The sequence below is a fragment of the Sphingopyxis sp. MC1 genome (genome assembly GCF_000371385.1).
GTDB classification, from domain to species: Bacteria; Pseudomonadota; Alphaproteobacteria; order Sphingomonadales; family Sphingomonadaceae; genus Sphingopyxis; species Sphingopyxis terrae.
Genome location: NZ_AOUN01000006.1, coordinates 37284 through 63270 on the forward strand (window position 1 = coordinate 37284; position 25987 = coordinate 63270).

Below are 25987 nucleotides of genomic sequence, written 5' to 3' on the forward strand. Positions count from 1 at the left end.
TGAGACCCGATCTTCAAGTGCGCGCCCACCCGTAACCGATGGAAATGACCATGACCGAAGCACCGACCCTGCCCAACAGCCTCCGCACCCAGCCCGACGCGCGCGGCCATTTCGGCGCCTTCGGCGGCCGCTATGTCGCCGAAACGCTGATGCCGCTCATCCTCGACCTCGAACGCCATTATCGCGCTGCGCAGGCCGACCCTGCCTTCAAGGCCGAGTTCGACTATCTGCTCAAAAATTATGTCGGCCGCCCGAGCCCGCTGTGGTTCGCCGAGCGGTTGACGAACGATCTGGGTGGCGCGAAGATCTATTTGAAGCGCGAGGATCTCAACCACACCGGCGCGCACAAGATCAACAATTGCATCGGTCAGATCCTGCTCGCCAAGCGGATGGGCAAGACCAAGATCATCGCCGAAACCGGCGCCGGCCAGCACGGCGTCGCGACCGCGACCGTGGCAGCGCTCTTTGGCCTGCCCTGCACCATTTTCATGGGCGCGGTCGACGTCGCGCGGCAGCAGCCGAACGTCTTCCGCATGAAGCTGCTCGGCGCCGAAGTCGTCGCGGTCGAAAGCGGCGCGAAGACGCTGAAAGATGCGATGAACGAGGCGCTCCGCCACTGGGTCGCGAACGTCGAGGACACCTTCTACATCATCGGCACCGTCGCGGGGCCGCATCCCTATCCCGAACTGGTGCGTGATTTCCAGTCGGTGATCGGCGAGGAAGCGAAAGCGCAAATTCTCGAAGCCGAAGGGCGCCTGCCCGACATGCTGATCGCCCCCGTCGGCGGCGGGTCGAACGCCATCGGGCTGTTCCATCCCTTCCTCGATGACACAGACGTCGAGATCGTCGGCGTCGAAGCCGCTGGCGAAGGATTGGGCGGCAAGCATGCTGCCAGCCTTGCGGGCGGCAAGCCCGGCATTCTTCACGGCAACAAGACCTATCTGCTGCAGGACGAAGACGGCCAGATCACCGAGGCGCACAGCATCTCGGCGGGGCTCGACTATCCCGGCATCGGCCCCGAGCATAGCTGGCTGCACGACATCGGCCGCGCGCGCTACGAACCCGTCACCGACGAAGAGGCGCTCGCAAGTTTCCAGAAGCTGACCAAGCTCGAAGGCATCATCCCCGCGCTCGAAAGCGCGCACGCGATCGCCGCTGCCGAACGCATCGCGCCGACGCTGGGCAAGGACAAGATCATCATCGTCAATTGCTCGGGCCGCGGCGACAAGGACATCTTCACCGTGGCGGAAGCATTGGGGGTAAAGCTGTGACCCGCTTCGCCGCCGCCTTCGCCAAGCCGCGCCCTGCGCTCGTCGCCTTCATCACCGGCGGCGATGGCGACACCGCCGCGAACCTTGACGCGCTCGTCGCGGGAGGTGCCGATGTGATCGAACTGGGCATGCCCTTCACCGATCCGATGGCCGACGGCCCCGCGATCCAGGCCGCAAACCTGCGAAGCCTCGCCAAGGGGACGACCACCGCCGACCTGTTCGGTATCGCCGCCGCCTTCCGCCAGCGCCATCCCGACACGCCGCTCGTGCTGATGGGCTATGCCAATCCGATGACGATCCGTGGCGCCGACTGGTTCGCCGCAGAGTGCGCGAAAGCAGGGGTCGACGGCATCATCTGCGTCGATATTCCCTCGGAGGAAGATCCCGAACTCGGCCCCGCGCTCCGCGCTGCCGGGGTCGACCTGATCCGCCTCGCAACGCCGACGACCGACGCGGCGCGCCTGCCCGACGTGCTGAACGGCGCGGGCGGCTTTCTCTATTATGTTTCGGTTGCCGGGATCACCGGGATGCAGCAGGCCGCTCAGGCGAGCATCGAGGATGCGGTTGCGCGCCTGAAAGCCGCGACCGACCTGCCGGTCGCGGTCGGCTTCGGCGTTCGCACCCCCGCGCAGGCGGCCGACATCGCCAAGGTTGCCGACGGCGTCGTCGTCGGATCGGCCTTCATCGACATCATTGCCGAGCATGGCGACGCCGCAGCGCCGCATGTCGAAGCCTTCACCCGTTCGCTCGCCGATGCTATCCACGGCGCAAAGGAGATCGCCGCATGAGCTGGCTCGACCGCGTTCGCAACGCCCTGCCCTTCACCGCCAAGCGCGACACCGCCGACAACCTCTGGCACAAATGCCGCCAGTGTCAGCAGATGGTGTTCGTCAAGGAGTGGGAAGACAATCTGAACGTCTGCCCGCGCTGCGACCATCACGACCGCATCGGCGCCAAAGAGCGCTTCGCGCAGCTTTTTGACGGCGGCCTGCACGAGTTGATCGCCGCCCCTGCTGCACCCGAAGATCCGCTGAAGTTTCGCGACACCAAGAAATATGTCGACCGCATCAAGGCCGCACGCGCGCAGACGGGCGACCGCGACGCCTACCAGAACGCCTTCGGCCGCATTTCGGGCCAGGGCGCCGTGATCGGCGTGCAGGATTTCGCTTTCATGGGCGGATCGATGGGCGTGGCGGTCGGCGAAGCCTTCGTCGCCGGGGTCGAGGCCGCGATCAAGCGCGGCGTCCCCTACATCGCGATCACCGCCGCGGGCGGCGCGCGGATGCAGGAAGGCACGCTGTCGCTCATGCAGATGCCGCGCGCGACGGTTGCGCTCCAGCGGCTGCGCCGCGCGGGCCTGCCTTATGTGGTGCTGCTCACCGACCCGACGACGGGCGGCGTGACCGCGAGCTATGCGATGCTGGGCGATGTGCAGATCAGCGAGCCCAATGCGCTGATCGGCTTTGCGGGCCAGCGCGTGATCGAAAATACGATCCGCGAAAAGCTGCCCGAAGGGTTCCAGCGCGCCGAATATCTGCTCGATCACGGGATGATCGACATGGTGGTACATCGCAAGGAGCTGCCCGCGACGCTCGGCCGCCTGATCGGCTATCTCGCGCCCGAAAAGGCGGCTTGATCCCTCCTCCTGACGGACGGAGGGAGAATCCATGCCCGACCACGCGCACAGTTCCGATCCCGCCGTTCAGGCGCAGCTCGACCGTCTAGCGGCGCTGTCGCCGGGTCGCGACATATTGGGGCTGGAACGCATCGCCGAACTGTGCGCGCGCCTCGGCGATCCGCAGGACCGGCTGCCGCGGACCTTCCATGTCGCAGGGACCAACGGCAAGGGATCGACGTGCGCCTATCTGCGCGCGATACTTGAGGCGCAGGGGCGCCGGGTCCACGCCTATACCAGCCCGCACCTCGTCCGGTTCAACGAGCGCATCCGACTGGCGGGCACCCTGATCGACGACGCGGCGCTCGCCGCCTTGCTTGGCGAAGTCCTCGACGTCGCGGAAGGGCTGCACGCAAGCTTTTTCGAGGTGACGACGGCGGCGGCTTTCCTTGCCTTTTCGCGCATCCCCGCCGACGATTGCATCATAGAGGTCGGGCTGGGCGGACGACTCGATGCGACCAATATCATCCCGGCCCCGGCGGTGTGCGGCATCGCCTCGCTCGGCATCGACCATGAGGCCTTTCTGCTCGCTCCCGAAGACGGCACCCCGACGCGTCCTGCCGAACGGATCGCGTGGGAAAAGGCCGGCATAATCAAGCGCGGCGCCGCACTGGCGACGCTCGCCTATCCGCCGCCGCTGGCGCGGGTAATCGCGGACCGGGCCGAGGCGGCGGGCGTGGTCCCGTTCGTCGAGGGCGAAACCTGGTCGGTCGAAGCCGTCGGCGACGCCTTTCGCTGGCGGTCGATGGACGGGGAACTCCCCGCCTTGCTGCGCCCGCGCATGGCGGGCGGGCATCAGATGCGCAACGCAGGCCTTGCGATTGCGATGCTCCATCTCGCGCCAGGTCCGAAGCCCGATGCGGGCGCGATCGAGCGCGGCGTGGCCGCGGCTTACTGGCCGGCGCGGTTGCAACGACTGGAGAGCGGACAGCTCGCAAAGCTGCTCCCGCCCGCCACGACGGTGTGGCTCGACGGCGCGCACAACGCCGATGCAGGGCATCAACTCGCGCAGCATTTTGCGGGCGATGCGCGCCGCATCCATCTGGTCACCGGGATGCTCGCCAACAAGCATCCCTCGGCGTTGATCGATCCCCTGGCCGGCAAGCTCGCCTCGATCACCGTCGTGCCGGTGCCCGGGCACGAGCATCATGGCGCCTCAGCCTTCGGGCCGGAAGCGCTCGCGGCCGAGACCATCGAAGCTGCGCTGGCCGGATTGGCCGTAGACCCTGTGACCGAGATCGTCCTGATCGCCGGCTCGCTTTACCTTGCGGGCGAGGTGCTGCGCGCGAACGGCGAATTGCCCGATTAGGCCGACGCCTCGCGCGCATGCCGGGTACCCGCCGTGCCGACCGATTGGTCAACGAGCCCGCTGCGCATCATCAGCCAGAACAGGACAATACCCGGCAGGGCCGCGGCGACGGTGAACAGATAGAAGTTCACATTGCCCATATTGTCCATCATCGCGCCCGCCGTGGTGCCGGTCAGGAAACGACCGACAATGCTCGCGGCGGAGGAGATCAGCGCATAATGCGCCGCTGTGAAGCGCAGATCGCAGAGTGCTGAGAAATAGGCGACGACGACGACGCCGCCGATGCCGCTCGCAATATTTTCGAACCCGATCGCGCCGGCGAGGCCCCAATTGCTGTGGCCCGCTGCCGCGAGCAGCGCGAAGCTGAAATTGCTCACCGCCATCAGGATCAGGCTGAGCAGTACCGACTTTTTCATGCCCATCCGCGCGTAGAGAATCCCGCCGATGAAAATGCCGATCAGATAGGCCCAGAAGCCGATACCGACGTCGTAGATCGCAATCTCGTCATTGCTGAAGCCAAGATCGTTGAGCAGCAGGCGCAGCGTCAGATTCGCGAGCGTATCGCCGATCTTGTGAAGCAGGATGAATAGCAGCACCAGCCAGGCGCCATGGCGACTGAAAAACTCGCGGAAGGGACCGATGATACCCGCGACAAGTCCTGGCTTGCCTTCGCGCGAGAGTGCCGCGCGGTGCCGCTCGGGCTCGCCGACCCAAAAGCCCGCAATGACCGCCGGCAATGCAAAAAGCGCACATGCCAGATAGGCCGCCTCCCATCCTTGCCGCGCGGCAAGATAGAGCGCGAGCGCACCGGCCCCCGCCGATCCGATCCGCCAGCCATATTGCGACATGCCCGATCCGACTCCGAGTTGTTCGGGCTTCAATATCTCGATCCGGTAGGCGTCGATCACAATGTCGAACGTCGCGCCCGCTGCACCCACGAGAACCGCACCGACCGCCATTTCGAACAGCGCGGCGAATTCGCCTTCATGGCCAAGCCCGAACCGCTGCATGAGGTGCCCCACGGGAGACTGGCCGACTTGCTGCGGATCGACCAGCGCGAGATTGCCGACCGCCAGCATGACGAGCATGGCCGTCAGGATCAGCCAACTGATCCGTTGGCCGACCACCCCTGCCCCCGGAAGGCGGATCGTATCGACGATCCAGGCCCATAGCGGTTTGAAATTATAGACGAGAAAGGCGAGCGAAAAGGCGGTGATCGACGATTTTTCGAAACCGTCCTGCGACAGTCGCGTCGTCAAGGTCGCACCGATCATCGCATAGGGAAATCCCGACGAAATGCCGAGCAGCAGCGCCGCCAGCGGCGCGCGTTCCAGATAGGGCCGGATGCTGTCCCACCAGCTTTGCGGTGGCGGCGGCGCCATATCTGCCTGCATAGATCCTCCCTGTCGCGCCCGGCCGACCGGCGACGCATCGAACCGTTCGGCCTAAAGCAACAGGACCAAATTGGAAGCAGCTATTTGGCGGGGCGCCCGATCCAGCGGACGGCGTGCACGCGCCCGCCGGCGCGGTCCTGCAACAGCACCGCCCAGCGGTCGGCGCCGCGCTGGCCCGCGATCGCTGCGGGCATTGCAGCCGCGCAGGCGCCGCTTGCGGGGCAAGGAGCCGCCGCCTCGGCCAGCACGACATTGGTATAACCCAGCCTCCGGTTGCCGTTCTCGCCGCGGGTGACGTCGACCGAGGCGCGGTGCGCAATCGCCAGAAAGCGCATTTCGGCACCCGCTGCGGACCGCGAAGCGACCACCCGGTCGCCGTCAAGGCGAAGCGCCGCGTCGTTCGGCGCGGAGCCGATCATCCGGCGCAGCGCCCGCTCGTCCGATCCGACGGCGGCCGCGTCCCCCTGCACGACGGCTTCGGGGGTGTAAACGCCCGCCCCCGGCAGCCCGCGCCGCGCATAGCGGTCCTGAAGCGCATCGTTCGCGGCGCGAGCGAGCGTATCCTTCCATCCCAGCCGGTCCCAATAGGTAACGGGGCGGCTGACCGCGACCACGGAGCCTTCGGCATCCAGTCTTTCGAGCAACTGGTCGGCGGGCGGACAGGAGGAACAACCCTGGCTGGTGAACAACTCGACCAGCACGGGCGCCGCGGGCGGCGTCGAAGCCGCAATGGCGGCGGACGGTCGATCGGATGGCCCGAACAGGAGCGCGGCGGCCGCCCCCAAAGCCAAGCTGAACAGCGGAAGCAATATCTTCAACGGGATCCTCCTCGCGCATCGGCACTCAACCGCCGGTTCGGTGGAGGCAGCGGGCCGGTTACGCGGCCTCGGGACGCCAATAGGTCTGCATCCCGCTCACCTTGCGCGGCATCTTGTGCTTGCACACCATCGTCTCGACGGCGCGAACCGCGTGGAGAAGCGCCGCCGCCCCGTGCGGCTTGGTCAGGCAGGCGAGCGCGATGTCGCCCGCATCTTCGGGACATTGCCCCGTTACCAGCAGTACGGCAACGCCGCGGTCGCGCGCGAGCCGCGCAACCTCGCGTCCCGTCATGTGCCCCGCGAGCTTGAGGTCGAGGATCAGCGCATCGATCGTCTTGTCTGCCAGCATCGCGACAGCCGCTTCGCCCGAATCGACCGTCGCAACGACGTCATAGCCACCATGCTTCAGGGTCCGCTCATTGTCGAAAGCGACCAGCGGATCATCCTCGACGATCAGCAGCCGTTTGAAGCAGGACGGGCGGGACGCGAAGAGCATTTTACCTACCTTCCGTCCGCCGCATGACTCTGCGTGCGCGTCCTCGCAAGATTGCTTTTGCTTGCCATCGACGAAGCGACACTTTTCCGGCTATGAGCGTGGCCATATTACAACATCCCTTTTCCCGAATAACGATATGAAAGCCGCATCCGTTCCGATGACGACACGCCGCCCACCCCGTTCGCCGTCCCGCCCGCCCGCTTCCCCGCAGGGCGACGCTCCGCGTGGCCGCCGCAGCGCGCGCGCTGCACAACCGCCGCGTAAGGCTCCGCCGAAGGAAGAGGAGCGCGAGGACGGGCCGCAGCGCATCACCAAGCTCCTGGCGCGCGCTGGCGTCGGGTCACGGCGCGATGTCGAACGAATGATCGAGGAAGGCCGCATTGCACTGAACGGCGCGGTGATCGTGCAACCGGCGCCGCTGCTCTCATCGCTCGAGGGCTTGACCGTCGACGGCAATCCGGTCGCAAAGCCCGTATCGACGCGCCTCTATCGCTTCTACAAGCCGGTCGGCTGCCTGACCGCGGCGCGCGACCCCAAGGGACGCAAGACGATTTATGACGTGCTGCCCAAGGGGCTGCCGCGGCTGATGCCCGTCGGGCGGCTCGACTATAATACCGAGGGCTTGCTGTTGCTGACCAATGACGGCGAATTCAAGCGCCAGCTCGAACTGCCCGCCAGCGGGGTCGAGCGCACCTATCGCGCCCGCGCGTTTGGCGACATCAGCCAAGCGCAGCTCGAGGAACTGGTCGAGGGGGTCGAGATCGACGGGGTCCGCTATGGCAAGATCGACGCCAATCTCGAACGGCGGACGGGGCGCAACCAGTGGATCGAGCTGACGCTGACCGAGGGCAAGAATCGCGAGGTTCGCCGCGTGCTCGAACATCTGGGGCTGCAGGTGAGCCGCCTGATCCGGACGCGATATGGCGCTTTCGAGCTCGACGGCCTCGATGTCGGCGCGGTCGAGGTCGTACCACGCGATGCCTTGTTCCAGTTCCGGCGGCGGATGAGCTGATGCGCGTCATTTCCGGCGAATGGCGCGGTCGCAAGTTGATCGCGCCCAAGAATGATGCCACTCGCCCGACCGCCGACCGCACGCGCGAGACACTCTTCTCCATGCTTGCAAGCCGGCTCGGTAGTTTCGAGGGCTTGTATGTCGCCGACCTGTTCGCGGGGTCGGGCGCGCTGGGGATCGAGGCCTTGTCGCGCGGCGCCGCGCATTGCCTGTTCGGCGAGCAGGATCGCGAAGCAATTGACGCCCTGCGCAAGAATCTGGCGGCGCTCGGTGCGGCCGGACGCGCTGACGTGCGGGCCGGTTCGGTCCTCGCGCTTGGCCCGGCACCGCGCAGTTTCGATCTGCTGCTGCTCGATGCGCCCTATGCAACCGGCGCGGGCAGTGTCGCACTCGACAAGCTGGCGCGGCTCGGCTGGGTCGATGCCGATAGCTGGATCTCGATCGAAACAGGCGAGAAAGAAAGCGTCGACGTCGCGGGCTTCGCGATCGAAGCGGAGCGAAAGGTCGGAAAAGCTAAGCTGACGCTGCTCCGTGCTGCCTAAAGATAGGGTTTCAGATTGAACTGCGCGTGACCGCGCGTCCCGTCGCGTTCGTAATCGAACGCGACTTGATCCCCGGGCTTGCCGCCCAGCCGGCGCAACATCGCGTTCCATTCGACCCCCACAAGCGTATCACCCGGTTGCAGCCCGGCGTCCTTGGCCGGGCTGCCGTTGCCGACATCCTCGATCACGATACGCGTGCCTTTACGGTCAAGCCAAAGCCCCGACATCGGATAGCGCTCGGTTCCTGCAAAATCGAGTCCGTTGGGCGCCATCCATAGCTGTTTGCGCTTGGGGTCCGTCGACAGGTGGAAATGGCGGATCATGTCCAACCCGACCAACCCCTCGACATTATCGAAATTGCCGTTCCGCGGGCCGGGCTCCGCAAGTGTGACCAGCGCGCGCGGAAAGGCGAATTTGTGAAGAAGGACCTTGTCCGCCCGGAACATACGGGTCCGCAGACTTCCTTTGCCGAAGCCGCTTGCACGCACGGGAACATAGGGTCGTTCGCTATCCCACCAACCGATGTCGCGCGCCGCCTTGCCATCGAGCAGGATGTTGCGGGGTGCGCCTGTGTCGATCAGGAAGCGCCCGGAAAAATCGCCGATCTGCACGGGCGTGGTCAAACCGTAGCTCGCCCGGCGGGGCATATAGCTTTCCGGTATCAGATACATGCCAGGCCGCTCGCTACGGCCATCGGGATAGATGCGCCACTGGTTCGCGACGAAATCAAGATCGCTGTCCATATCGGTAAACAGCGGCGCGCCGATCAATCCCCGGGTGCGCGAATCGACGACCGACTTGGTGCCGTGAAATTCCATATAGGGGATGCGAAAGGTGCCGCCGATCACCACATCCTCGACCCGAAGGACCGACGTTCGCTCGACCCCGCCCAGGCCGCCGATTATGCTCGCGCCGCGTTCGCGCAGCTTGACGGAACTCGCCCAGCTATCCGAAATCAGACTTTCCGTGGTCCCGGTGTCGAGAATGAACGGTTCGGGAGGCAAGCCTTCCACCGACACATCAAGCCAGACGCGATTGCCCTGCAGCCTGATCGGTGTGGCGAAGACCGTCGGCGCCAAAGCGGCCGCGGAACCCGGCAGCATGAGGCCGGCGATGACCGGCCATGAGGCGATGAAAGAACGGCGGGCGATCAAGGACATGGGCAGATCTCGCGGTGGTGGGAGACTATCCGTTTGTTAGAGATTCAATGATGACGCGGCAATGACATTGCGCCTCACGCGTCACCGCGTTCAATTTTTGCCACCAAGGCCAGGCCGCAAAAGCTGACCAGTCCGGCGAGCGCCAGATAGAGGCCGACGACCTCGGTTCCGCGCCAGTCACCGAGCGCCTGCGCCGCGATCGGCGCGGCTGCGCCGCCCAATATGCCGCCGACATTGAAGGCGACCGACGCGCCGGTGTAGCGGACGCGCACGGGGAACAGGCCGGTCAGCCAGCTCCCGAGCGGGCCGTAGACGAGGCCCATGACGAACAGCGATGTGGCGAGACCTGCGAAGATCGTCAGCCAGCTGCCCGAGGCCAGCGCCGGACCGAACAGCAAACCGACGAGCATCGTCGCGCCGCAGCCCCAGCGCAGCACGCGCTGCGCACTCGACGCATCGCTGGCATAGCCCGCAAAGATAATGCCGCCCGCCATGAACAGGATCGCGCCGAGCTGGATGAGCAGAAATTCCTCCTTCGGATAGCCGAGCGTGGTGGTGCCGTGCGCGAGGGCGAAGCTGGTCGCGAGATAGAAGATCGCAAAACAGGCGACGACCGCGAAGGTGCCGGCAAGCGTCGCGACGAAGTGGCCGCGCAGCAACTCGCCGATCGGCACGCCGACGGGCGCGTCGCGCTCCAGCGCCTCCGAAAAGGCCGGCGTCTCACCGATCTTTAGCCGCACCCACAGGCCAAGGCCGACGAGCACGGCGGAAACAAGAAAGGGGATACGCCAGCCCCACGCCGCAAAATCGGCATCGCTCAGCCAAAGGCCCAGCAACAGGAACAGTCCGTTGGCGGCGATGAACCCGACCGGCGCACCGAGCTGCGGGAACATGCCGAAGCGCGACTGCCATCCGGTCGGCGCATTTTCGACCGCGAGCAGCGCCGCACCACCCCATTCGCCGCCCAGCCCGAAGCCCTGGCCGAAGCGCAGGATGCACAGCAGCAAAGGCGCGACCCAGCCGACCATCGCATAGGTCGGCAGAAAGGCGATAAGCAGCGTCGAGGCCCCCATCAGCATCAGCGAGGCGACGAGCGTCGACTTCCGCCCGATCCGGTCGCCGAAATGGCCGAACACGACGGCACCGACCGGCCGCGCGAAAAAAGCGAGCCCGAAGCTCATGAAGCTGAGCATCAGCTGCGCCGACGGCGATTCCGAAGGAAAGAAAAGCGGCCCGAAGACCAGCGCAGCCGCGGTGCCGTAGATATAAAAATCATAAAATTCGACCGCGGTGCCGACCAGACTTGCGGTCAAAATTCGGCGATGTCTCCGATATGGCTCCAGATTCACAGTCGCCCTCCCCCCGGTCAAATCACCCCAGCTATCATCTGTTCCGGTGTGCGATTGCCGACGCGATGTCAAACCGGCGCGGGGCATCGGGGCCCGAGCGCACTGTCGCTACCGTGCAACGCCCCTTGCACTCATCCTTCGAATCGGTCACACCTTTACGTGAACGTAAAGGTAAAGACCGCGAGAGGATTCTTCCCCATGACCGACATACCGACCTTCGACACGATCAAGCTCGCGTGCAGCGACAATGTCGCGAAGATCACGCTCAACCGTCCCGAACGGCTCAATTCGATGCCGCCCGCGATGGCCGACGATATCCGCGCCGCGCTCGACTGGATGGGCGTCCTTGGCGCGCGTGCGCTGCTGATTACCGGTGAGGGTCGCGGTTTCTGTTCGGGCGCGGATCTGGCGGGCGATCGCAGCGCAACCGCTGTCGGCGGCGGCGCGAACAGTCGCAAGGCGCTGCGCAACCATTATAACCCGATGCTGCTCGCGCTCGCCAATCTCGACATTCCGGTCGTGACCGCGGTCAACGGCCCCGCCGCAGGGGTCGGATGCAGCTTTGCGCTGTCGGGCGATTTCGCGATTGCTGGCAAAAGCGCCTATTTCCTCCAGGCTTTCGTCAATATCGGCCTCGTCCCCGACGGCGGATCGTCGTGGCTGCTGCCACGGCTCGTCGGCCTGCCGCGCGCGACGCAGATGATGATGCTCGGCGAGAAAATCTCGGCCGAACAGGCCGCCGATTGGGGACTGATTTACAAGGCGGTCGAGGATGACGCGCTGATGGCTGAAGCCGAAGCGCTCGCAAAGCGGCTGGCCAGCGGACCGACGGTTGCGCTCGGCACGATGCGCAAGGTGCTGCGCGGCGGGTTGACGCAAAGCTATGCCGACACGCTCGACGCCGAGGCGATGGGCCAGTATCTGGCCGGCAACAGCGCCGATGCCGCCGAGGGCATCGCGGCCTTCCTTCAGAAGCGCAAGACCGAGTTCAAGGGCAAGTGAACTACTAGTGCTCCCCGGCGAAAGCCGGGGTCCTTTTGCGCGCCTTCTGACCCCGGCTTTCGCCGGGTATTACCCATGAACGCTGCGGCCTACTCCGCCGCTTCTTCGACCATCACCTTCTTGTAGATGCTCGTGCGCGGATAGGAGCAGAGGCGCATCACCATAGGCTCGAAGAATTCCAGCGGTTCGCTTTCATAGTCGGGGTCGAACGCCGGCGCGTCATATTTCTCGCAGAATTCGGCGCACGCCGCGTAATAGGGGTGGTCCTTGAACTGGTCGCGCATGTCGCGGTCGAGCCCGAGATAGTGGAAGAAATAATGGCCCTGGAAGATGCCGTGGTGCTGGACGATCCACAGATTTTCTTCTGACAGGAAGGGCTTGAGGATCGCCGCCGCGACATCGGGATGGTTGAACGCGCCCAGCGTGTCACCAATGTCGTGGAGCAGCGCCATCACGACATATTCCTCGTCGCGCCCATCGCGATGCGCGCGCGTAGCGGTCTGCAGGCAATGCTCGAGCCGGTCGACGGGAAAGCCGCCATAATCGCCGCCAAGCAGTTTCAGATGATCGAGGATGCGCTTGCCGTTCTGCGGCGCAAATTCCTTCTGCTCGCGCGCGATGATATCCCAATCTTCCTGCGTCCCGTCGATCATCGAACGGAAGGATGCGTGATCGTGCGTCATGTCGGTCATGGCTGGCTCTCCCATATATCGGCGGCCAGTCTATGCGTTTCGTTGCGATATGCAACGCTGTTCAGCCGTCGCTATTCTACCGCGTAGGTCACGCCATATTTCAGCGCTTCGTCGAGCGTCAGGCAGCGGCGCGTCGATTTGTCCGGGCCGCTGCCCTTCACCGCCTTCTGCCGATACATGATGTCGGTCAGCAATTTGCGCGACACGCCCATCTTGATCAGGAAATCATTGTCCTCGCTCGCCAGCAGCGCGCTGTCCTGTTCGACGTCGCCGATCAGCTCGGTCGTCGCATCGGTGCCCATCGCCACGCTTTCGTCGATCAGCGAGCGGTCGCCGGTGCTGGTAAACATATGGACGATGAACTCGCCGCCCGGCTCGATCAGCCGCGGCGCGCCGCCCATGAAGACGAAATTGCAGGCGCTGAAACAGGCCCAGCCGCTCGGTATGCGCGTCGCAAGGCCGGGGTTCGACCGGATGATGCGCCCCGCGGCGTTGCCGGCGCGCGCATCGCCGCCGGGCGAACGCAGCCATATCTCGGATACGTCCGGATTGGCCTTCAGCGCGGCGCTCAGCCGGTCGGGCAGTCCCGAATCAACGCGGCCTTCGGCGAGCATCACCTTCATCGTGCCGCGCTTTTCGACCGTCAGCTTCATCGTCGGATTGGCCGACCAATTGGGGTTGAGCGGACAGGTCGGATTGATCGGGTCCATCTCGGTCGCCGCGGTCAGGCTGACGACCGCAAGCGCCGTGAGGGCGAGCTTCGGCAATTCAGGCCGCAAGAACATAGCGCGTATCACCCGGCCCCTTGCACATGCGTTTCGACACACGGGTTTCCTCGCCATCGACGATCACGAAGTCGTTGACGGTCATGCACTTCCTGCCGCCGTCCTCTGTGTTGATCGAAGCCACGGTCGACGACCCGCTGACATTGTCGCGCGTTTCGCTGGTCCAGTTCGACGTCGCGCCGACCGCTTCGCCGCGTGTCACCTCTTCGGTGGCCTTGGCGGCCTGCACCTGTTCGGCGGGGTCGAGGCGGCAAGCGATGGCGTCGGTCAGCGTCCCGCTGACCTCGGCGATCGGCACATAGGAATAGACCCCTGCCTTGCTGGCCGCGTCGCCCACCGCATCCCGGATCACACCGCCCAATATGCCGCGGCCGACGCTACTGCCCTTCTTGCCCTTGGGACAACCGCCATTGTCGCTTTCGCTCGCCGTCGGGGCGGGCGTCGGCGTCGTGACCTTGCGCAACAGCCCGCCGAACTGTGCCTGCGCGGGCGCCACCGCCAGCAAGGTGACGGCGGCCCAGGCGGGGACCAACATGATTCGCTTCATATGCGGCTCCAAAAACCCGTGCCAAAACCTGTGATCGCGACCCCGCTTATCGCCGCGAAACTACGCCGCGCTGTGATTTCAATCAATGGGGCTGGCGCTGAGGCGATAATTGTCATGTCGGGAGGTTGAAATTATCGGCAAAGTGGATCAGACAGCGCGCCATGCTCTCGCAGAAGACCCGCTACACGATACGTGCCTTTCAGCATCTTGCCGATCATTGGGGCAAGGGTCAGGTCCAACTCGCGGACATTGCCGAGGCACAGAATATCCCGCCCAAATTCCTGACCGTCATCCTGTCGGAAATGGCGCGCGAAGGGTTGCTCATCTCGCAGCGCGGACGCGATGGCGGCTATCAGCTTGCGCTGCCGCCCGTCGACATCAGCTATGGCGATCTTGTCCGCCTGACGCGCGGATCGCTCGCGCTGGTGCCGTGCGCCAGCCGCAACGCCCACGAAACCTGCAAGAATTGCCTTCCCGAAGCCGAATGCCGGATGCGCACGCTGATGCTGAAGGTGCGCGACGATACCGCCGCGATCCTCGACCGGATCAGCCTGGCCGACCCGATCGGCTTCGAACCCGTGTTCGAAAAGGAAGAAATGGCGCTCTGACGCGCCGCACCAACCGGCACGGCAAAGAAAAAGGCCCGAACGCCGGTGCGTCGGACCTCTTGTTTTCGAGGAAATGGTGGAGCCTAGCGGGATCGAACCGCTGACCTCTACAATGCCATTGTAGCGCTCTCCCAGCTGAGCTAAGGCCCCGTGCCATTTCGTCTGGCCGCCCTGGGTGGTGCGACCGGGACGCCGCCTTTAGCAGCGCCTGCGTTCGATGCAAGGGGCCAAATGCATCTCCGCGATGCTTTTTTGGCCCCTCGCCGAAAAATCAGCTTTCGTCGTCTTCGTCGTCGCCGGTGGCGACGCCCAGATCGTCATCGCCGCCCAGATCGACATCGTTATCCGGCGAATCGCTGTCTTCATCGACATCGACGTCCAGATCCAGATCCTCGTCGATGGCCTCTTCCTTGACCTTGGTCGGCTTCTCGACTTCCTCGAAGGGCATCGGCTGCTTCGATTTCAGCACCGATTCCGGAATCCAGGAATAGCCGCAATTGATGCAGCTGACCGGATCATCCTTGGTCAAATCATAGAATCGGGTGGCACATTTCGGGCAGCTACGCTTCGTGCCCCATTCAGCCTTTACCATATAAGCCTCGTAACCTTTTGGAAATCGGTTGATATTTCGGAAAAAGATGGGCGCCGGGCCGGCGATCCGTCAAATCGGCGTGCGCCTTGCCAGATTGTCGGGCCGCTGTCAAAAGCCGCACGCCATGACTGACCAGACTGCCCGCCCCCGCAGCTTCGCCGCGTCCGCTCCGCTTAAAGGTAGGATCGCGATTCCCGGCGACAAGAGCATTTCGCATCGCGCCCTGATGTTGTCGGCGCTCGCGGTCGGCACCAGCCGCGTGAGCGGGCTGCTTGAGGGGCATGATGTCCTCGCCACCGCCGCGGCCATGCGCGCGATGGGGGCGAGCATCGACCGCACCGGCGACGGCGAATGGGTGATCGACGGCGTCGGCGTCGGCGGCCTGCTGCAGCCGCGCGAAGCGCTCGACATGGGCAACAGCGGGACATCGACCCGCCTGCTGATGGGCCTTGTTTCCAGCCACCCGATCACGACGACCTTTACCGGCGATGCCAGCCTGTCGGGGCGCCCGATGGGGCGCGTCATCGATCCGCTGTCGCAGATGGGCGCCGACATAACGGCCTCGCCGGGCGGCCGCCTCCCTTTGATGGTGCGCGGCCTCGCGCCCGCGGTGCCGATCGAATATCGCCTTCCGGTCGCCTCGGCGCAGGTCAAGTCGGCGATCCTGCTCGCGGGCCTCAATACGGCGGGAATCACCACCGTGATCGAACCCGTGCCGACGCGCGACCATAGCGAACGGATGCTCAAGGGCTTCGGCGCCACGCTGGACGTCGAGGTGGAGCCCGATGGCACCCGCTGGATTTCGGTGATGGGCGAAGCCGAGTTGCAGCCGCAGACAATCGACGTGCCCGGCGACCCCTCGTCGGCAGCCTTCTTCATTGTCGCGGCGCTCCTCGTTCCCGGATCGAACGTCACCATTGCCAACGTCGGCCTCAACCCGACCCGCGCCGGACTTGTCGAGGTGCTGCAGGCAATGGGCGGGGATATCGAACTGCTCGATCCCCGTGAAGTCGGCGGCGAACCCGTCGCCGACCTGCGCGTCCGCCACAGCCTGCTTCGCGGCATCGCGGTCGATCCGGCCATCGCGCCGAGCATGATCGACGAATATCCGATCCTCTTCGTCGCCACCGCGTTGGCCGAGGGGACGACGGTGACGACCGGCCTTGACGAACTGCGCGTCAAGGAAAGCGACCGGCTGTCGGTCATGGCCGCGGGTCTCGCGGCGATCGGCGCGCGCGTCGAGGAGAGCGAAGACGGCCTCGTCATCCACGGCACCGGCGGCGACCCGCTGCCCGGCGGCGCGACCGTCGCCGGCCATCTCGACCACCGCATCTGCATGAGCTTCGCGATTGCGGGCCTCGTCAGCAAGGCCCCCGTGACGATCGACGACATGGCACCGGTCGCAACGAGCTTTCCCAATTTCGAGGCGTTGCTGGACGGATTGCAGGCATGATCATCGCGGTCGACGGCCCTACCGCGTCGGGCAAGGGCACCATCGCCAAGGCACTTGCCGAGCATTTTGGTCTCCCCGTGCTCGACACCGGGCTGCTCTATCGCGCCGTGGGCTATCAGACGCAGCTCAATCATGGCGATCCAGACAAGGCGGCCGATGCCCTCGCCGCCTGCGATTTTCCGGACGCCTTGCTCGACGATCCCGCGCTTCGCTATGAAAGCACGGGCAGCCTCGCCAGCCGCGCATCGGTGCATCCCGCGGTGCGCAAGGCGCTGTTCCAGCGGCAGGTCGATTTCGCCAACCAGCCCGGCGGCGCCGTGCTCGACGGGCGCGATATCGGCACCGTGATTGCGCCGCACGCCGACGCCAAGCTGTTCGTCACGGCGAGTGCCGAGGAACGCGCCCGCCGCCGGCATGCCGAGATGCTGGGGCGCGGGGTCGAGATCGGCTATGACACGGTGCTCGCCGATGTTCGCGCTCGCGATGCCCGCGACACGGGCCGTGCCGACGCCCCCCTGCTCCGTGCCGACGATGCGATGCTGCTCGACACCTCGGCGATGGACCGCGATGCCGCGATCGCCGCCGCCATTGCCTTCGTCACGGATCGCACAAAGGCGCGCGGCTGACAGAGGCCCGCGGCCGATAGGGCTTTTCGCCTTGCCGAAAGCCACGTTCGCGACTATACGCGCGCCGTCCGACGGGCCTTGTGGCCGGTCGAGGCACGGACGAACCGCCGCTCCATATCGAGCGTCGGGCGTGATGGGTTATTCCCGTCGCGCCCTTTTTGCTTTGCCCGTGCTTCTGCCGCCAACCGGTCCCGAGGATGTTCTGCTTTGCATCCGGCGGGCAGGACGGATCGGCCACAAGACCAGCGGAACCAACCGCTTGGCCGGAACAAATGAAGTAAGGAAGAACCCATATGGCCTCTACGGCTTTTCCGTCGCGCGACGATTTCGCCGCGATGCTCGACGAATCGCTGGGTGGTGCTGATGGCGGCTTTGAAGGCCGCGTCGTCAAGGGCACCGTGACCGCGATCGAAAATGACCTGGCAGTGATCGACATCGGCCTGAAGAGCGAAGGCCGCGTGCCGCTTCGCGAATTCGCGATGCCCGGCCAGAAGGCCGACCTCAACGTCGGCGACGAAGTCGAAGTCTATGTCGACCGCGTCGAAAACGCCAATGGCGAAACCATGCTGTCGCGCGACCGCGCTCGCCGCGAAGCCGCCTGGGACCGCCTGGAAGAAGAATTCAACAAGGAAGCCCGCGTCGAAGGCGTCATCTTCGGCCGCGTCAAGGGCGGCTTCACCGTCGACCTCGGCGGCGCCGTGGCGTTTCTTCCCGGCAGCCAAGTCGACATCCGCCCCGTGCGCGACGTCGGCCCGCTCATGGACCTGCCGCAGCCGTTCCAGATCCTCAAGATGGATCGCCGCCGCGGCAATATCGTCGTCTCGCGCCGTGCGATCCTCGAAGAAACGCGCGCCGAACAGCGTTCGGGCCTGATCCAGAACCTCGAAGAAGGCCAGATCATCGAAGGCGCGGTCAAGAACATCACGGATTATGGTGCGTTCGTCGACCTCGGCGGTATCGACGGCCTGCTCCATGTCACCGACATGAGCTACAAGCGCGTCAACCACCCGAGCGAAGTCATCAACATCGGTGACACGGTCAAGGTGCAGATCATCCGCATCAACCGCGACACGCAGCGCATCAGCCTCGGCATGAAGCAGCTCGAAAGCGATCCGTGGGAAGGCGTCGCCGCCAAGTATCCGGTCGGTGCGAAGCTCACCGGTACGGTCACGAACATCACCGACTATGGCGCGTTCGTCGAACTCGAACCCGGCATCGAAGGCCTGGTCCACGTCAGCGAAATGTCGTGGGTCAAGAAGAACGTCCACCCCGGCAAGATCGTTTCGACGAGCCAGGAAGTCGACGTCATCGTCCTCGAAGTCGACAGCGACAAGCGCCGCATCTCGCTTGGCCTCAAGCAGGCCCAGTCGAACCCCTGGGGTGCCTTCGCAGAAGCGCATCCGGTTGGCTCGGTTGTCGAAGGCGAAGTCAAGAACGCGACCGAATTCGGCCTGTTCGTCGGCCTTCCGGGCGACGTCGACGGCATGGTTCACATGTCGGACATCGCGTGGGGCATCTCGGGCGAAGAAGCACTGCACCTCCACCGCAAGGGCGAGAATGTGCAGGTCGTCGTTCTCGACGTCGACGTCGAGAAGGAACGCATCAGCCTCGGCATCAAGCAGCTTGAAAAGGGTGCTCCGGCCGTCGGCGGCGGTGTCGCCGCTTCGGGCTCGCTGAAGAAGAACGATGTCGTCACCGTCTCGGTCCTCGAAGTCCGCGACAACGGCCTCGAAGTCCAGGCCGGCGAAGATGGCGCCACCGGCTTCATCAAGCGCGCCGACCTCGGCCGCGACCGCGACGAACAGCGGCCCGAACGCTATCAGGTCGGTCAGAAGTTCGACGCGATGGTCACCGGCTTCGATCGTTCGAAGAAGCCCAGCTTCTCGGTCAAGGCGATGCAGATCGCCGAAGAAAAGGAAGCCGTCGCACAATATGGTTCGTCGGATTCGGGTGCGTCGCTCGGCGACATCCTCGGCGAAGCGCTGAAGGCCGGCAAGAAGGATTAATCCTTCCCCGCTTTTGCGGTGAAACAAAAGGCCCGCAGAGTGTCCCTCTGCGGGCCTTTTTCTTTCAGCGATATGTTTTGAAAGAACCCTGAATCATGATAGGTTCCATGCCGCGTTGGGAGGGGTCCTCACGCTGTGGAACCGGCAAAGACCGGATGGCCTGCGCCCGTGGGGCGCGCGTGATAACTAGGGGAAGCTGATGATCCGGTCGGAACTGGTTCAAATGATCGCGAGTGAAAACAGCGATTTGCGCCTCGAAGAGGTGGAACGCATCATCGATGAATTCTTCGACGCCATCGTCGAGCAGCTTGCGGCGGGGGGCCGCGTCGAGCTGCGCGGCTTCGGCGCCTTCTCGACCCGCGAACGCGAGTCGCGCACCGGGCGCAATCCGCGCACCGGCGCGCCGGTCGCGGTAAGCGCCAAGAGCGTGCCCTATTTCAAGCCGGGCAAGGAAATGCGCGAGCGGCTGAACGGCTGAAGGTTCACACCTCGTCATTGCGAGCGTAGCGAAGCAATCCAGAGCCGGCGTAAACCGCTCTGGATTGCTTCGCTACGCTCGCAATGACAAATTTCAGCCTCAGTTCTTGAGCCGGTAGCCCGTGCGGAACATCCAGAAGATCAGGCCGAGGCACAGCGCCAGAAACAGCGCCACCGCGCCCATGCTGACCTCGATCGCCACGTCGCCCTGTCCGAAAAAGGTCCAGCGAAAGCCGCTGATCAGATAGACGACGGGATTGAACAGCGTCACCGCGCGCCACGCGGCCGGCAGCATGTCTAGCGAATAGAAGGCGCCGCCAAGGAAGGTCAGCGGATAGACGACGAGCAACGGGATCACCTGCAGCTGCTCGAAGCTCTGGGCCCAGATGCCGATGATGAAGCCGAACAGGCAAAAGGTCACCGCCATCAGCACCATGAAGCCGACCATCAGCAGCGGATGCGCGACCTGAATGTCGACGAACAGATGCGCGGTCGCGAAAATGATCGCGCCGATGATCACCGATTTGGTCGCCGCCGCGCCGACATAGGCGATCAGCAATTCGAGCGGCGACATCGGCGAGGACAGCATCTCGTAGATCGTCCCTGTCCATTTGGGCATGTAGATGCCGAAGCTCGCGTTGCTGATGCTTTCGGTGAACATCGTCAGCATCATCAGCCCCGGCACGATGAACGCGCCATAGGGCACCGAGCTGACGTCGCTCATCCGGCTACCGATCGCCGATCCGAAGACGACGAAATAGAGCGTGGTGGTGATAACGGGCAGCATCAGGCTGGTCCACACCGTGCGCCCGAAGCGCGCCATCTCGAACATGTAGATCGCGCGGATACCGCGGACGTTGCCGATCATGCCGCCGCTCCTTCGCCGTCCCGGGGTTCGTGTACCAGCCCGACGAAAATATCCTCGAGCGAGCTTTGCCGCGTGTGCAGATCCTTGAAGGCGATGCCGATATCGGTCATCCGCCGCAGCAGCGAAGGCACGCCGGTCGCCTCCGCCTGGCTGTCGAATTCATAGACAAGCTCATGCCCCTCCCCCGCCAGTTCGAGCGTCCAGTCGCCGAGTTCGGCCGGAATGGCATCGAGCGGTTCGGCAAGATTGAGCGTCAGCGTCTTGCGCCCCAGCTTCTTGATCAGCGCGTTCTTCTCTTCGACGAGGATCAGCTTGCCGCGCGTGATGACGCCGACGCGGTCGGCCATTTCTTCCGCCTCTTCGATATAATGGGTGGTCAGAATGATCGTCACCCCGCGCTCGCGCAGGCCCCGCACCATATTCCACATGTCGCGGCGCAGTTCGACATCGACCCCCGCGGTCGGTTCGTCGAGGAAGAGGATTTCGGGTTCATGGCTCAGCGCCTTGGCGATCATCACGCGGCGTTTCATGCCGCCCGACAATTCCATGATCTTGCTGCCGCGCTTGTCCCAAAGCGACAGATCCTTCAGCAATTGCTCGATGAACGCCGGATCGCGCGGCTTGCCGAACAGCCCGCGCGAGAAAGTGACGGTGGCCATCACCGTTTCGAACGAATCCGTATGCAGTTCCTGTGGCACCAGCCCGATCATCGATCGCGCCGCGCGATAGTCGCGGGCATGATCGTGACCGCCGACCGTCACCCTGCCCTCGCTCGGCGTCACGATACCGCAGACGATGCTGATCAGCGTCGTCTTGCCTGCCCCATTGGGGCCGAGCAACGCAAATATCTCGCCCTTCTCGATGCTGAGGTCGACACCCGCCAAAGCGCGATGCCCGCTCTTGTAAGTCTTTCCCAGACCGGAAATTTCCAGAACCGCTGTCATGCGCGCCGGTCTAGCCGAGGAGCGCGCCAGGACAAAGCGGCAAAGATGACTTGACCTCCCCTCACCCATCGGCATGACAGGCCGCGGTGCGCGGACGTGGCGGAATCGGTAGACGCAGCAGACTTAAAATCTGCTATCCGAACGGGTGTGCGGGTTCGAGTCCCGCCGTCCGCACCAACCGCTGGCACAGGGGAAGCACAGGGATATGACGCGCCGCAGCCTCCGTTCGCGCCGCGGCGCGCGGTTCGCGGGCACCGTGCTGCTGGTCGCCGGCCTCGCCGGGTGCGGCCTGTTCGGCGGCGGCGGAGGTCCGGTGCGGATCGCCGCAATGGGGCCGCTGAACGCGGCGGCGAGCCCGCTCAACGGCGAACTGTCCGCGCCCAATGCGGCGCTGCTCGAAATGACGGCGCAGGGGCTTGTCGGCTATGACGCCGACGGCCAGATCGACACCGGCCTTGCCGAACGCTGGACGGTGACCGGCGACGCGCGCAGCTATATTTTCCGGCTGCGCGAGGCCAAATGGTCGAACGGTCGCGAAGTCACGGCCGACGACGTGGCTTCGGTGCTGCGCGGCTATCTTGGCACGAACAGCCGCAACCTGCTGAAGGACGATTTCCCGGAGATCGAGACGATCCGTGCGATGACCGATCAGGTCATCGAAATCCGGCTCGCGGTGCCGCAGCCCAATATGCTCGAACTGCTCGCGCAGCCTTCGATGACGATCGTCTACAAGGGCATGGGCTGGGGGCCGATGCGATCGCGCAAGGCCGGACGCGCTCTGCTGCTGACGCCCGCGCCCGACCCGCTCGCCGACGATCCCGAGGCCGCCGAAGCCGCCGCGAACGATCCCGCCGCATCGGTCGAACTTGTCGGCACAACGCCCGCCGGAGCGCTCGCACGCTACAATAATGGCTATGCCGACGGCGTGATCGGCGGCCGCTTTTCGACCCTCCCCTATTTCCTCGTCTCCAGCATCGGCCGCTCGCGCCTGATCGTCGATCCGGTGCCGGGGCTCTTCGGACTCTCCTTCACCAGCGCCGAAGGGTTCCTCGCCTCCGATATCAACCGCGACGCCCTGTCGCGCGTCGTGCGGCGGCAGCGCCTGATCGACGCCTTTGGCCTTGCCGAATGGCAACCGCAGCGTTCGCTTCGGCCGGCGGTGTACCGCCGCGATGGCGGCCCCGAACCCTTGCAGCCTGCCTGGGCCGACTTCGACAATGATTCACGCTTCGCCCAGTCGAAGCGGGTGGTCGATAGCTGGCGCGCCGCCGGGCGAGAGATTGCGCCGCTCCGCATCGCGGTCCCCCAGACACCGGGTGGCCGCATTCTCTTTGCCTATGTCGCCGCCGACTTTGCCCGTATCGGTATCGAAAGCCGCCGCGTCGCGATGGATGCGGCATCGGACCTGCGCCTGATCGACGAGGTGGCGCCGAACGACGATGCGCTCTGGGCGCTCCGCCGGCTGTCATGCCAGCGCGACACGCTGTGCAACCGCGAGGCACAGGCGAAGATCGATCAGGCCGTGCTCAATATCGACAGTGGCCAGCGCGCGCGCCAGATCGGCGAGATCGAAACGATGCTGGGGCGCTACACCCCGTTCATTCCGATCGCCACGCCGCTGCGCTGGTCGGTCGCGTCGCAGCGGCTTACAGGGTTCAAACCCAATGCGCGAGCGGCCCACCCATTGAATCGCCTGCTCGCCAAACCCAACTAATAATAGGCGCACATCGTCGTGCGCGGTTGGAAAGGACGCCGATGCCCCCCTCGACGCCCAATACGGATGCGATTTTCGAAGCCCTGGTTGCCGATCGCAACAATCCCGCGGCGCTGCGCAAGCGCATCGAAACGCTGGAGCTTCTCCTCGAACGCAGCTTCACCATTCCCGGCATCAATCGGCCGGTCGGGCTCGACGCGATCGTCGGGCTGGTGCCCGTCGTCGGTGATGTCGTGACCGCCGTCATGGGGGCCTATATCATCTGGGAAGCGCGCAATCTGGGCATGCCCAAATGGAAGCTGTGGCGGATGATGGGCAATCTCGGCGTCGATACTGCGCTTGGGGCCATCCCGCTTGTCGGCGACGCCTTCGACTTTCTGTTCCGGTCGAACACGCGCAACCTGCGCATCATCCGGAAGCATCTCGACAAGCATCACCCCGGAACGATCGTCATCGACCAGTAGGCGGTTCCCATCGGGTGTCTGATAGTGCTAGCACAGCAGCTTCAGACCCTGCTCATGGAGACCGAGATGACCCGCGCCCGCCTTGCCGCGCTCGCCCTTGCCTGTTCGCTGTCCGCGGCGGCCTTTGCCGCGACCGATACCGACCCCTGGCTGTGGCTGGAGGATATCGAGGGGGCGAAGGCGCTGGCGTGGGTGAAGGCGGAAAATGCCGCGACCGACAAGCTGATCTTGAACCGCCCCGGTTTCGAACAGGATCGGGCGCGCGCGAAAGCGATCCTCGACGACGACCGCCAGATTGCCGACCCCGGTCAGGTGATGGGCGATACCATCACCAACTTCTGGCGCGATGCGGACCATCCGCGCGGCATCTGGCGGCAAAGTCCGCTGAGTGCCTATCTCGCCGGAACGCCCGAATGGACGACGCTGATCGACGTCGACGCGCTCGGCAAGGCGGAAGGACAGAGCTGGGTCTGGCACGGCGCCGACTGTCTTGCCCCCACCTACACGCGCTGCCTCGTCTCGCTCAGTCCCGGCGGCACCGATTCGGACGTCGTGCGCGAATGGGACCGCACTACCGGTCGCTTCGTGGCCGACGGCTTTGCGTTGCCGCAGGCGAAGAGCGCGGTGGCATGGGAAGACGCCGACACGCTGCTCGTCGCCACCGACTATGGCGAAGGCAGCATGACCGCGTCGGGCTATCCGCGCATCGTCAAACGCTGGAGGCGCGGCACCCCGCTCGCCAGCGCAGCGGTCGTCGCCGAAGGCGAAGCGAGCGACGTCGGGATCAACCCGATCGCGATCGACGACGGCAAGACGCGCTGGATCCTCATCGCCCGCAACAAGAGCTTCTATGCCAGCGACTATAGTATCCGCGCCGCCAACGGCTCCGGCTTCGTCCCGGCGCCGATCCCCGACACCGCCGACCTGCGCGATGTCATCGGCGGTCAGGCGATCATCTTCCTCAACAAGCCCGCCGACGGCTTCGGCGAAGGCTCGCTCGTCGCGCTGTCGCTCGCCGACGCGGCGGCCGGACGCCCCGCGAAAATGGCGGCGGTGATGGCGCCGACGAAAGCGCAGGCGATCGAAGAAGTCAGCGCGACCGACAATATCCTCTGGGTCAAGGCGCTCGACGATGTCGAAGGCAAGCTGTTCGCGCTGCGCCGCGATCCCGCGAGCGGCACCTGGACGCAGCGCGAGGTGCCGCTGGCGGACAATGCAACGGTCCATCTCGCCGGCGCGATCGCCACGCGCGACACGATCTTCGCAACCGCCGAAACGATGCTCGACCCGCCGACGCTCTATGCCGTCACCGACAGCGCCGCACCGCGCGTCGTGCAAAGCCTCCCCGCGACCTTCGACGCCAAGGGCATGACGGTGGAAAAGCGCTTCGCGACGTCGAAGGACGGCACCAAGATCCCCTATTTCCTCGTCCGCAAAGCCGGCGCCAAAGGCCCCGTGCCCGCGCTGATCCACGCCTATGGCGGCTTCCGCGCCGCGCAGACGCCGGGCTATCTGACTGGCCAACCCTATCGCGCCGGCCCGCTCGGCCTGTTCTGGGTCGAGGACGGCAACGCTTACGTCCTCGCCAACATTCGCGGCGGCGGCGAATATGGCCCCGCCTGGCATCAGGCGGCGCTGCGCGAAAAGCGTCAGAACAGCTTCGACGACCTCCACGCCGTCGCGGAAGATCTGGTCAAGACCGGCATCAGCAGCAAGGGCAGGATTGCCATTTCGGGCCGCTCGAACGGCGGGGTGCTGGTCGGCGCCGCGATGACGCAGCGCCCCGATCTTTATGGCGCGGTCATTGCGGGCTCGCCGCTCGAGGATATGAAGCGCTATAACAAGCTGCTCGCGGGCGCTTCGTGGGTTGCCGAATATGGCAATCCCGACGATCCCGCCGACTGGGCCTTCCTGTCGAAATATTCGCCCTATCAAAATGTCCGCAAAGGCGTGAAATATCCGCCGATCTTTCTGTACCTCTCGACGAAGGATGATCGCGTCCATCCCGGCCACGCCCGCAAATTTGCGGCAAAGCTGCAGGATTATGGCAACCGCGTCTATTATCACGAATATCTGGAGGGCGGCCACTCGGTCGGCGCCGACCATGCCGAGGACGCGGTGCGCGCGGCCATGCTCCACGCCTTCCTGCTGCGCGAACTGGTCGAGCGGAAATAGCCGGTCGC

General features: G+C 64.9%; 26 protein-coding genes and 2 tRNA genes. 16 read left to right on the forward strand and 12 right to left on the reverse strand.

Annotation, left to right across the window (positions count from 1 at the left end; genetic code table 11):
• Positions 1-50: 50 nt before the first annotated feature.
• The 4 genes from trpB to EBMC1_RS09350 are packed head-to-tail and all read left to right on the forward strand — an operon-like array spanning position 51 to position 4255.
• The gene (gene trpB, locus EBMC1_RS09335; protein WP_003044145.1) at positions 51-1271 is read left to right on the forward strand and encodes a tryptophan synthase subunit beta; all 1221 of its coding nucleotides are present in this window, start codon (positions 51-53) and stop codon (positions 1269-1271) included.
• Complete coding sequence (gene trpA / locus EBMC1_RS09340; protein WP_003044148.1) at positions 1268-2059, forward strand: tryptophan synthase subunit alpha; 792 nt, start codon at positions 1268-1270, stop codon at positions 2057-2059. Before trpB ends, trpA begins: the two co-directional genes overlap by 4 nt.
• Positions 2056-2907 carry an acetyl-CoA carboxylase, carboxyltransferase subunit beta gene (gene accD / locus EBMC1_RS09345; protein WP_003044151.1) on the forward strand — a complete coding sequence of 284 codons (852 nt, stop codon included), beginning with the start codon at positions 2056-2058 and terminating at the stop codon, positions 2905-2907. The genes trpA and accD overlap by 4 nt, the downstream gene beginning before the upstream one ends.
• Positions 2908-2938: 31 nt before the next feature.
• Positions 2939-4255, forward strand: coding sequence for a bifunctional folylpolyglutamate synthase/dihydrofolate synthase (locus tag EBMC1_RS09350; protein ID WP_003044154.1), 1317 nt, complete (start codon positions 2939-2941; stop codon positions 4253-4255).
• On the opposite strand, the gene EBMC1_RS09355 is transcribed toward EBMC1_RS09350, so the two are convergent.
• From EBMC1_RS09355 to EBMC1_RS09365, 3 genes are all read right to left on the reverse strand, one after another.
• Entirely contained in the window at positions 4252-5649 is a 1398-nt protein-coding gene (locus EBMC1_RS09355) for an MFS transporter (RefSeq protein ID WP_003044156.1), read from the reverse strand. The genes EBMC1_RS09350 and EBMC1_RS09355 overlap by 4 nt on opposite strands.
• 80 nt (positions 5650-5729) lie before the next feature.
• A complete protein-coding gene (locus tag EBMC1_RS09360; RefSeq protein WP_003044163.1) occupies positions 5730-6467 on the reverse strand; it encodes a DUF1223 domain-containing protein in 738 nt (245 codons plus the stop codon).
• 58 nt (positions 6468-6525) lie between these two features.
• On the reverse strand, positions 6526-6963 hold the full coding sequence (locus tag EBMC1_RS09365; protein WP_003044165.1) for a response regulator: 438 nt from the start codon (positions 6961-6963) through the stop codon (positions 6526-6528).
• 157 nt (positions 6964-7120) lie between these two features.
• Between EBMC1_RS09365 and EBMC1_RS09370 the strand changes: the two genes are divergently transcribed.
• A complete protein-coding gene (locus EBMC1_RS09370; RefSeq protein WP_040590028.1) occupies positions 7121-7975 on the forward strand; it encodes a pseudouridine synthase in 855 nt (284 codons plus the stop codon).
• Entirely contained in the window at positions 7975-8517 is a 543-nt protein-coding gene (gene rsmD, locus EBMC1_RS09375) for a 16S rRNA (guanine(966)-N(2))-methyltransferase RsmD (protein ID WP_003044172.1), read from the forward strand. Before EBMC1_RS09370 ends, rsmD begins: the two co-directional genes overlap by 1 nt.
• Here rsmD and EBMC1_RS09380 read toward each other — a convergent pair.
• A complete protein-coding gene (locus tag EBMC1_RS09380; RefSeq protein WP_196795406.1) occupies positions 8514-9620 on the reverse strand; it encodes a pepsin/retropepsin-like aspartic protease family protein in 1107 nt (368 codons plus the stop codon). The genes rsmD and EBMC1_RS09380 overlap by 4 nt on opposite strands.
• Before the next feature lie 131 nt (positions 9621-9751).
• Positions 9752-10990, reverse strand: a complete 1239-nt coding sequence (locus EBMC1_RS09385; protein ID WP_003044178.1) for an MFS transporter — start codon at positions 10988-10990, stop codon at positions 9752-9754.
• Positions 10991-11224: 234 nt separating this feature from the next.
• Between EBMC1_RS09385 and EBMC1_RS09390 the strand changes: the two genes are divergently transcribed.
• Complete coding sequence (locus tag EBMC1_RS09390; RefSeq protein ID WP_003044180.1) at positions 11225-12028, forward strand: enoyl-CoA hydratase-related protein; 804 nt, start codon at positions 11225-11227, stop codon at positions 12026-12028.
• A gap of 89 nt (positions 12029-12117) precedes the next feature.
• Here EBMC1_RS09390 and EBMC1_RS09395 read toward each other — a convergent pair whose 3' ends face one another.
• The 3 genes from EBMC1_RS09395 to EBMC1_RS09405 form a co-directional block, all read right to left on the reverse strand.
• Positions 12118-12720: an HD domain-containing protein gene (locus tag EBMC1_RS09395; protein ID WP_003044182.1), complete on the reverse strand. Its 603-nt coding sequence runs from the start codon at positions 12718-12720 to the stop codon at positions 12118-12120.
• 71 nt (positions 12721-12791) lie between these two features.
• A complete protein-coding gene (locus EBMC1_RS09400) occupies positions 12792-13505 on the reverse strand; it encodes a hypothetical protein (protein ID WP_003044184.1) in 714 nt (237 codons plus the stop codon).
• A complete protein-coding gene (locus tag EBMC1_RS09405) occupies positions 13489-14052 on the reverse strand; it encodes a hypothetical protein (protein WP_040590079.1) in 564 nt (187 codons plus the stop codon). Before EBMC1_RS09405 ends, EBMC1_RS09400 begins: the two co-directional genes overlap by 17 nt.
• Before the next feature lie 161 nt (positions 14053-14213).
• Here EBMC1_RS09405 and EBMC1_RS09410 point away from each other — a divergent pair, with 161 nt between their 5' ends.
• Positions 14214-14660 (forward strand): RrF2 family transcriptional regulator, encoded by a 447-nt coding sequence (locus tag EBMC1_RS09410; protein WP_003044190.1) that lies wholly within the window; start codon positions 14214-14216, stop codon positions 14658-14660.
• Positions 14661-14734: 74 nt separating this feature from the next.
• Here the strand turns inward: EBMC1_RS09410 and EBMC1_RS09415 are convergent.
• Both EBMC1_RS09415 and EBMC1_RS09420 read right to left on the reverse strand, forming a co-directional pair.
• Positions 14735-14810: transfer RNA gene (locus tag EBMC1_RS09415), tRNA-Ala, on the reverse strand.
• 121 nt (positions 14811-14931) lie between these two features.
• Positions 14932-15252, reverse strand: a complete 321-nt coding sequence (locus EBMC1_RS09420; protein WP_003044196.1) for a TIGR02300 family protein — start codon at positions 15250-15252, stop codon at positions 14932-14934.
• Between the two features lie 124 nt (positions 15253-15376).
• Here EBMC1_RS09420 and aroA point away from each other — a divergent pair, with 124 nt between their 5' ends.
• The 4 genes from aroA (at position 15377) to EBMC1_RS09440 (ending at position 19815) form a co-directional block, all read left to right on the forward strand.
• The gene (gene aroA, locus EBMC1_RS09425; RefSeq protein WP_040590081.1) at positions 15377-16705 is read left to right on the forward strand and encodes a 3-phosphoshikimate 1-carboxyvinyltransferase; all 1329 of its coding nucleotides are present in this window, start codon (positions 15377-15379) and stop codon (positions 16703-16705) included.
• A complete protein-coding gene (locus tag EBMC1_RS09430; RefSeq protein ID WP_003044203.1) occupies positions 16702-17331 on the forward strand; it encodes a (d)CMP kinase in 630 nt (209 codons plus the stop codon). Before aroA ends, EBMC1_RS09430 begins: the two co-directional genes overlap by 4 nt.
• A 293-nt stretch (positions 17332-17624) precedes the next feature.
• The gene (gene rpsA, locus EBMC1_RS09435; RefSeq protein WP_003044206.1) at positions 17625-19337 is read left to right on the forward strand and encodes a 30S ribosomal protein S1; all 1713 of its coding nucleotides are present in this window, start codon (positions 17625-17627) and stop codon (positions 19335-19337) included.
• A 199-nt stretch (positions 19338-19536) separates the two neighbouring features.
• A complete protein-coding gene (locus EBMC1_RS09440) occupies positions 19537-19815 on the forward strand; it encodes an integration host factor subunit beta (protein ID WP_003044209.1) in 279 nt (92 codons plus the stop codon).
• 99 nt (positions 19816-19914) lie between these two features.
• Here the strand turns inward: EBMC1_RS09440 and EBMC1_RS09445 are convergent, their stop codons facing one another.
• Together EBMC1_RS09445 and EBMC1_RS09450 are read right to left on the reverse strand one after the other, a co-directional pair.
• A complete protein-coding gene (locus tag EBMC1_RS09445; RefSeq protein ID WP_003044212.1) occupies positions 19915-20682 on the reverse strand; it encodes an ABC transporter permease in 768 nt (255 codons plus the stop codon).
• Entirely contained in the window at positions 20679-21626 is a 948-nt protein-coding gene (locus tag EBMC1_RS09450) for an ABC transporter ATP-binding protein (RefSeq protein ID WP_003044215.1), read from the reverse strand. Before EBMC1_RS09450 ends, EBMC1_RS09445 begins: the two co-directional genes overlap by 4 nt.
• A 90-nt stretch (positions 21627-21716) precedes the next feature.
• On the opposite strand from EBMC1_RS09450, the gene EBMC1_RS09455 reads away from it, so the two are divergent.
• The 4 genes from EBMC1_RS09455 to EBMC1_RS09470 all read left to right on the forward strand — a co-directional run bounded on the left by EBMC1_RS09455 (position 21717) and on the right by EBMC1_RS09470 (position 25979).
• Positions 21717-21803 (forward strand) — tRNA-Leu (locus EBMC1_RS09455).
• A 28-nt stretch (positions 21804-21831) separates the two neighbouring features.
• Complete coding sequence (locus EBMC1_RS09460; protein ID WP_003044218.1) at positions 21832-23340, forward strand: ABC transporter substrate-binding protein; 1509 nt, start codon at positions 21832-21834, stop codon at positions 23338-23340.
• A 41-nt stretch (positions 23341-23381) separates the two neighbouring features.
• On the forward strand, positions 23382-23804 hold the full coding sequence (locus tag EBMC1_RS09465; RefSeq protein WP_003044221.1) for a DUF4112 domain-containing protein: 423 nt from the start codon (positions 23382-23384) through the stop codon (positions 23802-23804).
• Between the two features lie 66 nt (positions 23805-23870).
• A complete protein-coding gene (locus EBMC1_RS09470) occupies positions 23871-25979 on the forward strand; it encodes a prolyl oligopeptidase family serine peptidase (protein ID WP_003044225.1) in 2109 nt (702 codons plus the stop codon).
• Positions 25980-25987 lie beyond the last annotated feature (8 nt).